The organism is Microbacterium sp. (genome assembly GCF_051953575.1).
GTDB lineage: Bacteria > Actinomycetota > Actinomycetes > Actinomycetales > Microbacteriaceae > Microbacterium.
Genome location: NZ_JBQCIP010000328.1, coordinates 1 through 8377, shown reverse-complemented (window position 1 = coordinate 8377; position 8377 = coordinate 1). Strand labels below are relative to the sequence as shown.

6 protein-coding genes are annotated in these 8377 nt (G+C 71.4%); 2 read left to right on the top strand and 4 right to left on the bottom strand.

The features are described 5' to 3' along the window. Nucleotides 1–134 precede the first annotated feature (134 nt). Both ACTHNQ_RS21105 and ACTHNQ_RS21100 read right to left on the bottom strand, forming a co-directional pair. Nucleotides 135–1160 carry a hypothetical protein gene (locus tag ACTHNQ_RS21105; RefSeq protein WP_440335874.1) on the bottom strand — a complete coding sequence of 342 codons (1026 nt, stop codon included), beginning with the start codon at nt 1158–1160 and terminating at the stop codon, nt 135–137. A gap of 8 nt (nt 1161–1168) precedes the next feature. Then, entirely contained in the window at nt 1169–3025 is a 1857-nt protein-coding gene (locus tag ACTHNQ_RS21100) for a substrate-binding domain-containing protein (RefSeq protein WP_440335873.1), read from the bottom strand. A 161-nt stretch (nt 3026–3186) separates the two neighbouring features. Here ACTHNQ_RS21100 and ACTHNQ_RS21095 point away from each other — a divergent pair, with 161 nt between their 5' ends. Beyond that, nucleotides 3187–3843, top strand: a complete 657-nt coding sequence (locus tag ACTHNQ_RS21095) for a hypothetical protein (protein ID WP_440335872.1) — start codon at nt 3187–3189, stop codon at nt 3841–3843. Between the two features lie 9 nt (nt 3844–3852). On the opposite strand, the gene ACTHNQ_RS21090 is transcribed toward ACTHNQ_RS21095, so the two are convergent. Both ACTHNQ_RS21090 and ACTHNQ_RS21085 read right to left on the bottom strand, forming a co-directional pair. Continuing rightward, nucleotides 3853–4176, bottom strand: coding sequence for a DUF4870 domain-containing protein (locus ACTHNQ_RS21090; RefSeq protein WP_018173331.1), 324 nt, complete (start codon nt 4174–4176; stop codon nt 3853–3855). Between the two features lie 82 nt (nt 4177–4258). Continuing rightward, nucleotides 4259–5596 carry an alpha-hydroxy-acid oxidizing protein gene (locus ACTHNQ_RS21085; protein WP_440335871.1) on the bottom strand — a complete coding sequence of 446 codons (1338 nt, stop codon included), beginning with the start codon at nt 5594–5596 and terminating at the stop codon, nt 4259–4261. A gap of 402 nt (nt 5597–5998) precedes the next feature. Between ACTHNQ_RS21085 and ACTHNQ_RS21080 the strand changes: the two genes are divergently transcribed. After that, nucleotides 5999–8377: SGNH/GDSL hydrolase family protein (locus tag ACTHNQ_RS21080; protein ID WP_440335870.1), on the top strand; the 2379-nt coding region annotated here is incomplete at its 3' end.

Genomic DNA, 8377 nt, shown 5'->3' with positions numbered 1-8377 from the left:
GGAACACGAACCCGCGGTGACGGGCGAGGGCGATGACTTTGTCGAGGCGAGACTGCTCGGCCACGGTGGCTCCAATGGTCGGGAAGGGGGATGCACGAGCGTGCGGACGCCGGGGAATCCGGCATCCGTCGATTCTAGTCGTCGTGCGGCGTCGGGCCCGCGTCGCCGTCGGCCCGCTCGAAGGCGCGATCCCATTCCTGCAGCTCTTTGCGACGACCCATCAGCCCGTCCAGCGAGACCTGGAAGTGCAGCCCGCGGCGCGCGTTGACCTGCTTGATGTTCTCGACGAGCTCCGTGGAGAACGACGAGACGGCGGCGCGCACCTCCTGAACCCGCTCGACGGGGTCGTCCCACAGGTCGGGGCGGGTCAGGATGTCGAGCAGGTAGTCGCGGTCGAGCGCCCCCGTGAGCTTGCGGAGGGTCTCGCCGTACTCGACGGCGGCCGTCGCACGCTGGCCCTCCTCACCCTTGCGGTCGAGGCGGGCGAACAGCTCGGTCGTGTTCCGCGCGATCACGTCGATCTGCTGTGCGACCTCTGTGGCCTGGGGGACGCCGGCGGCGCCCGCCCGCGCGTACTCCGCGGTCAGCGCCTGCAGGGTGTGGACGTGCGTGCGCACGGGCTCGGGCAGCGGATGCCGGGCGGGCGCGGTCCGCCCGCGGCGGCGCGCCCGGGCGACGGCGAAGACCGCCCCGGCGGCGGCCACGAGCGCGGCGACACCGAGCGCGATCCCGATGAAGGGTCCGGCGTCCGGTGCCGGCGCGGACGGCTCGGGCGAGGCGGCGATGACGCCCTGGATGGTCTCGGTCAGCGCGGCGTCGACATCGCCGGCCGCCGTCTCGGCCTGGTTCGCGATGCGCATCGCCTCGCCCTTGTCGAGCACACGGGAGCCCGCCGACAGGTCGTCACCGACGGCCACGATGATCGTCTGGCACTCGGGGTGCGCGGCAGCGAGCTGCGACACGATCTCGGGACCGGATGCCTCGAACGCGGCGTTGTCGGAGAACACGGCGACACCGATCGACTCGTCGCCGATCTGCGCGACGAGCTGGTCATGCAGCTGGGCGGCACCGGGCACCTCGGACGAGACGTAGACGCCGTCCTCGGATATGCCGTCGACCGCGTCGTCCACGTAGCCCTGCGCGCCCGTCACCGTGATCATCGGATGCCCTAGAAGTTGTTGATGACGGACGCGAACACGAGGTCGATCTTCGCCGCGTCCGACGCGTCGAACCATTGACCGCCGGTCGCCTCGGCGATCCGCTGCAGCGCGCCGGTGTCTGCCCCCTCGCCGTAGGCGATCGGGAAGATGCGCACCGGGGCGTCGGCGCCGCCCTCGCGCGCGGACTTGCCGATCTTGGCGATCAGCGAATCGAGCGAGATCGAGGAGTCGGTGTCCTGCCCGTCCGATAGCACGACGATGGCGTTGATGCGCCCGGGCTCGGCGCGCGCCAGCATCTCGTCGTACGCGGCCGCGATGGCGTCGTACAGCGGCGTTCCCTCGCGGGTCGCGAACTTGAGGTCGTCCAGCGACGACTCGACCGACTCTCGGTCGGACGCGAGCTGCTGCACGTCGCGCAGGACGACGAGGTTCTCGCCGGCGGGCGACGAGACGCCGGTCGTGAACGCCCACACCCCGACCTCATCGGTGGAGCGGAAGTGGCCGAGGGTCGCCTGGGCACCCTCGATCGCCCCGTCGAGCTTCGAGCGGCCGTCGCCGATCGGGTCGTCCATGGACCCGGAGATGTCGATCACCTCGAGCACCGACGACGGCTTGCGGATCTGCGTCCACTGGTCGATCGCCGCCGAGACGACGTCGACGGCGGGCTTCGGGAGCGTGATGGCGGGGCCCGCCGGGTCCACGCCGTACTCCGCCGTGAAGAAATCGCCCAGCGGCACCGAGGCGTCCAGAGGCCGGAACCCGTACTCGGGCAGGATCCGCTGCGCGGCATCCGTCTGAAGGAAGGCGGCGAACGCCGCGCCCGCCTCCGCCTGCGCGGGGGTCACCCAGTCGGCGCCGAGCACCGTAATGGGGTTGTCGGACCACATCGATCCCCCGGATGGGTACACCGCGACGAGCTTCTCCTTCGGCGGCGTGAGCGTCTCACCCGGCTGCACCGTGTGGGAGTCCGGGTTGCCCTGGTTGTAGTTGAGCAGCGACGTCTCTTCGAGTGCGATCGCCGAGACGTAGCCCGAGCCGCCGGCGCCGTTCTGCGTCTCGTCGTAGAGGCGTGCCAGCACCTTGCCGGTCGTGTCGCCGTAGTGGATCACGCACTCCTCGAACACACGCGAGAACTCGGCGGCCGCCGCGACGTCGGCGGCGCTCAGGTCGGCGGCCTTGCCCGACGCCTCGTACGACTGCATGAGGATCGCCGAGAGCCCCGTCGTCGAGGTGTTGGGGTTCGTCTTCGAGATCTTGAACGAGCCCCACAGCGGCTTGCCGACGCTCGCCCAGCCCTGCGGGTCCTGGCACAGCCGCTCGAAGTCGCCGATTCCGATCGCCGTCCCCGGATATCCCAGCGCCTTGGCCATGGTCTCGGGCACCCCGAACACGACGGGGGTGTGCGTGAACGACTCCGGCTCGCCGACGAGGGAGGGGGATGCCGCGGCCGCGACCCGATCCGTCCACACCGTCGATGCCGGCGACCACATGGTCGGCCAGCGGCGCGTGTCCTCGTCCGGCCAGTCGCCGCCCGCGGTGAGGAAACGGGTGGCATCGCCGGAGGAGACGTTGACGGGCCGGACGGTCGCGCACTCGTCGAGCTGCTCGTGCTGCGGCGACTCCTTGAAGGCGTCGGCCAGCGCGTCGAGCATGTTGACCTTCTCGGACGACGTCGCCACGACGACGCTCGTGCAGCCGTCGTCGGCGAAGTCCCCGTCGCCGAAGCCGCCGTTGTCGGGCGTCGGGGCGAAGCACCCCGTGAGGGCGATGACCGGGCCGATCACCATCGCCGCACCGGCGAGCGTGCGCAGTCGGATCCTGGCGAGGGGGCTGGCGGCGGACGAACGCCGGGCTCGAGCGGGCATGGCAGAAGCCTAAGGGTCCGGTCCCCCCGGCACACGCGACGGTTCAGCGCCGGCATCCGGGCATTTCTTCTTCGAGCCGCGTATCGGCGACGCCGTCGTGCCCCGCCCCTTCAGCTCGGGCACAGTGCGGCATAGCCTGAATCGGTCGATCGGAGGAGCCGATGGCCGTCGCCGCCGCCAGCCGTACCGACCACCCCTGCAGAGGGGTGGCCGCGATCGCTGTGCTCGCCACGATGGTCGGCCTCGCGGGCTGCGCGGATGCTGCCTCGCAGGGTGACGCCCTGTACGCGTCGGCGCGGCAGCACGATCTGCTGTTCCGTCAGACGGTCGCCACCGTCCTGCTGCACCTGTACGACGGCGACTGGCAGGTCCAGGAGTACGGCGACGCCCCCGTCGCCTGCGACGAGGGCTACGGCTTCGAGCTGGGTCGTACCACGCCCGAGGGCTGGACTCTCGACGGCGATGCGCACGCCGACGCACCGACACTGGGGCATCGGGTCGCGCGCTGGCTCACCGATCGGGGCTGGACCGCTCGGGATGCCGCCGCCGACGCCGACGGCACCGTCGAGGTGCACGCGTCTGTGGAGGGCTTCGGGATCGAGACGCTCACGATCGAGATCCGCGACGGTGAGGGATCGGCCGATGCCATCGGCGTCCGGGCGACGACCGCGTGCTTCGACGGCGACCCCGACGCGCTGATGGCGATCCTGTATCCGGGGTGGCCGGACGCTCCGGTCGCGCACGACCCGCTCCCGGCGTCCGAGCCGCCAGGAGCGGTGCCCGTCTTCGGCTTCACCGAGGACGGGCACCCGCGCTGACGCGCCTCCTCAGCTGAGGAACTTGATGGTCAGCGGGTACTGGTACCACTCGCCGCGGTTCGCCTTCACGGCGGCGATGATGCTGAACACGATGTTGAGCACGTAGGCCGCGATGAGCACGAGGATGCCGACGACGACGATGCTGAGGATGCTGCCGACGATGTAGGCGATCACGAGGGTCAGCTGGAAGTTCAGCGCCGTCGCGGTGTGGGCACGCACGAACGGGCCGCGGTCCTTCAGCACGAGGTAGCCGATCAGCGCGGGCAGCGGGCCGAAGAAGATGCCGCCCACGTGGACGAGCGTCGCCCAGAGCTTCTCGTCGGCGGGGCTCATCGGCTGCGGCTGCGGCGCGGCGTACGGGTACTGGGGAGGAGGGGGTGTGGTCACCGCCCCAGGATAGGGGCAGCGCCGCCCGTCACGCCTCACGCAGCGCGTGCCGGTCGACGTCGGCGATCGAGGTGAGACCGGCCAGCCCGAGGGTGATGTCGAGTTCGGCGAGGACGTTGCGGGCCACTTCCTCGACCCCCGCCTCTCCCGCGATGCCGAGCCCGTACGCGTACGGTCGGCCGAGCGCCACGGCCGTCGCGCCGAGGGCGAGCGCGATGAAGACGTCGGACCCCTGGCGCACGCCCGAGTCGAACACGATCGGCACGCGCCCGGCGACCCGCTCGGCGATGGTCGGCAGCACCTCCAGGGTCGGCACGGACTGGTCGATCTGGCGCCCGCCGTGATTCGAGATCCAGATGCCGTCGACACCGGCGTCGAGGGCGCGGATCGCGTCGTCGGGATGCACGATGCCCTTGAGGATGATCGGCAGGGAGGTCCATTCGCGGGCGCGGGCGAGGTCGTCCCACGTGAGCGCGGGGGTCGAGAACACGTCGAGGAACGTCTCGACGGCCGCACGAGGCAGCGGCGAGCGCAGGTTCTCGCGGACGCTCGAGGATCCGGTCAGGACGGCCCCCTTGCGGGCGATGCGCATGCCGGCGGCGACCGCCTTGGGTGTCACGCGGACGGCCGGTGCGGGCTCGGCTGCGGCATCGTTCGCCCTCGCCCGTTCGCGGACGAGCTGCTGGAACACGGGGTCGCTGGTGTACTGCGCGATGCCCATCGCGCGTGTGAACGGCAGGTAGGCCAGGTCGAGGTCGCGCGTGCGCCAGCCCAGCAGGTGCGTGTCGAGCGTCACGACCACCGCTTCGCAGCCGGACGCCTCGGCGCGACGCAGCAGCGAGGCGTTGAGCTCGTCCGACGCCGACCAGTAGAGCTGGAACAGGCGGGAGCCCGCGGGTGCGGCATCCCTCACCTCCTCCATCGGGTACGACGCCTGGTTCGACAGCGTGTACGGGATGCCGAGGGATGCCGCCGCCCGCGCCACCGCCAGGTCGGCGTCGTCGTGCGCCATCTCCATGACGCCGAGCGGCGCCAGCACCAGGGGCGTCGGGCGTCGCGTGCCGAGGAAGTCGATCGACAGGTCGCGACTCGACACGTCGCGCAGCGGGCGCGGCCAGACCTGCCAGCGACCGAACGCGGCACGGTTCGCCGCGACCGTGCGCTCGGCGCCGGCTCCCCCGGCGATGTAGGCGAACGCCTCGGCGCTGAGGGCTCTGCGCGCCGTTTTCTCCAGACCCTCGATGTCGACGGGGACGCGCGGACGCGTGCCGCTGATGCCCGCGCGGTAGATGTCGGACTGCGTCCGCCGCGAGATGCCGCGCGAGGCCGCGGCGGGGTCGTCGGGAGCGTCGATGCTCTGAACCATGGCGCCAGCCTAAGGAGGATCCGCGAAAGGGTACGATCCCGCCGCGAAAACATACCCTTTCGCGATTCCGGGGTGGGCGGCGGCGGGGCGCGGCGAGCCCGTCGCCGGTGCGGTCCGTATGCGCATCGGCGACGGGGGTCAGGAAAGCGCTCGCCGGTGACGATAGGGCAGGCGGGTGTGAGGCCGCAAGCGAATGACACGATTCAGAAAAACGTTTCATGATTCGCTTGCCGTGGGCGCGGCCGCGTGCCAGACTGCCAGGCGAACGCTCGGAATACGCTTTCCGTTCGTTTGCCGGACAGGGCCCGAGTCCGTACGTGCCCGGTTCACGACGACCCGTCCCCGCGACGCAGCGGAGACGGATGCCGTCATCCTTTGCCGATGCTGACAACAGGAGGAACCGTGCCCCACGTGTCCGCACGCGCCGACGGCGCGACGCGACCCGCAGACCACGCCCCCGCACCCCGCGCCCGGCGCGGAGTGCGACTCACCGCGATCGCCGGCGCCACCGCCGTGGTCGCGGCGCTCATCACCGCGACTCCCGCCGCGGCTCTGCTCCCTCCCGCTGACGACGGAGCATGGCGCTTCGACTTCGGCACCGCGACGAGCGCGGTCGCCGAGGGGTACCAGCAGGTGCTCACCAGCAGCCGGTACACCGCCGAGAAGGGCTGGGGCGTCACGCTCCCCGACGGCGCGACCCTCTTCGACCGCGACCGCAGCGCCGACGGCTCCCCCGCCGGCGCGATGGAGGACGACTTCGTCGCCGGCACGAACTGGGGCTTCCAGCTCGACGGCGTGCCCGAGGGCTCCTACGCCGTCACCGTCACCATCGGCGACGGGCTGAGCTCGGCATCCGGGACCAACGCCACCGTGACGCTCGAAGGGGTCGCGCAGACCCGCCTCACCTCGGGCAAGGGCGTCAACGCGAGCGCGACCTACACGACCGTCGTGACCGACGGCCAGCTCACCGTCGGATTCGCAGGCTCGGGCCTGGGCGCCTACGTGAACGGGCTCGTCATCGCCCCGGCGCTGCCCGAGACGCCCACCGGTCTCGCCGCGTCGCGCGTCGCCTGGAACGGTGTCGACCTCGCCTGGTCGGCCGTCGCCGGCGCGGCCGGGTACCGCGTGCTGCGTGCCGACGTGCATGACGGCACGACCGGAGCGTTCGCGCCGATCGCGGATGTGACGGATGCCGCCTACACCGACTCCTCGGTGGCCGAAGGCGGCTCGTACGCGTACGCCGTCGCGGCGGTCGACGCGTACGACCGCGTGTCGCCCCAGTCGGCCGAGGTACGCTCGGGCACCATCCCGGCGCTCGTCGCACCTGTCGCTCCGGGCGACCTCGCGGTGGCCCAGGTGACCCGCGACGCCGTCGTGCTGACGTGGTCGGCCGTGGCGAACGGCGACGAGTACGTCGTCGAGCGCGCCGGCACCGACGGCGTCTTCTCGACCGTCACGACCGTCACGACGCCCGGATTCACGGATGCCGTCGACACCGCGCAGCAGTGGACCTACCGCGTGACGGCCCGCAACCAGGCGGGATCGTCGGCCGCGACGGCATCCGTCACCTCGGCGATCTACAGCGCACCCGCACCGCTGCCCGCCGGCGACGTCGTGACGTTCGACTTCGGCCCCGGCCAGGTGGCCGACGGCGCCCTGTCGGTGACGAGTTCGACGGCCTACAGCCCGGAGTGGGGCTACGGCTTCTCGACCGCACCGACCGCGACGACGCCCGACGTCGATCGCGGCGGCGCCGACCCGCTGCGCGGCGATTTCGTGTCGGCGGCAGGGTCGACCTTCGAGGTCGACCTCGGCGCCGGCGACTACTCGGTGCGCCTCGTCTCTGGTGACGCCCAGGCCGCGACGACCACGACGATCACCGCCGAGAGCATCGCCAAGGTGCTCCCGAACCCGCAGGCCGCCGGCGCGTACCTCGACATGACGTTCACGATCGCCCTGGTCGACGGCACCCTCACGCTCGTGTTCGACGGCGATGCGCCGGTGGTCAACGCCCTGACGATCACGCGCCTGCCGGCGCGCGTCGCGGGCGCCATCCCGACCGCGTACATCGCCGGCGACTCGACGGTGCAGACCTACGACCCGGTCGCCTACGCTCCGCAGGCCGGCTGGGGTCAGATGATCGACCGCTTCTTCGCGTCGGATGTGGCGTTCTCGAACCAGGCGATCGGGGGCCGATCGTCGAAGAACTTCATCAGCCAGGGCAGGCTCGACGACATCCTGCGGGCGGTGCGCCCGGGCGACTACCTCATGGTGCAGTTCGGGCACAACGATGCGACGCAGGGCGTGGACGACCGCTACGCGAGCCCCGCGGACTACAAGGAGTACCTGCGTGTGTACGTCGAGGGAGCCCGCCAGCGCGGAGCGACCCCGATCCTCGTCACCCCGGTCTCGCGCCGGTCGTTCAACGCCGACACGGGCCTGTTCAACGTCAGCTTCCCGGAGTACGTCGCCAAGATGAAGGAGCTCGCGGCCGAAGAGGACGTGCTGCTCGTCGACCTGTCGGCCTCCAGCCGCGCCTACCTCGACCAGATCGGCCCCGAGGCCGCGAAGGCCGTGTTCCTGTACGCCGACCCGGGCGTCTTCCCGCAGCGTCCGGCCGGCATCGCCGACGACACGCACTTCCAGGAGTACGGGGCGATCCAGATGGCCCGCCTCGTCGCCCAGGACGTCAAGGCGCTCGACGACCCGCTCGCCGGGAAGGTGACGGACGTCGAGCCGCCTGCCGACGTGCCCGTCGCGCCGCAGAACGTCGTGGCCGGT

Coding starts and splice junctions, on each gene's coding strand:
- ACTHNQ_RS21105 (WP_440335874.1), bottom strand. CDS start 1,160: ATGATCACGGTGACGGGCGCGCAGGGCTACGTGGACGACGCGGTCGAC.
- ACTHNQ_RS21100 (WP_440335873.1), bottom strand. CDS start 3,025: ATGCCCGCTCGAGCCCGGCGTTCGTCCGCCGCCAGCCCCCTCGCCAGG.
- ACTHNQ_RS21095 (WP_440335872.1), top strand. CDS start 3,187: ATGGCCGTCGCCGCCGCCAGCCGTACCGACCACCCCTGCAGAGGGGTG.
- ACTHNQ_RS21090 (WP_018173331.1), bottom strand. CDS start 4,176: ATGAGCCCCGCCGACGAGAAGCTCTGGGCGACGCTCGTCCACGTGGGC.
- ACTHNQ_RS21085 (WP_440335871.1), bottom strand. CDS start 5,596: ATGGTTCAGAGCATCGACGCTCCCGACGACCCCGCCGCGGCCTCGCGC.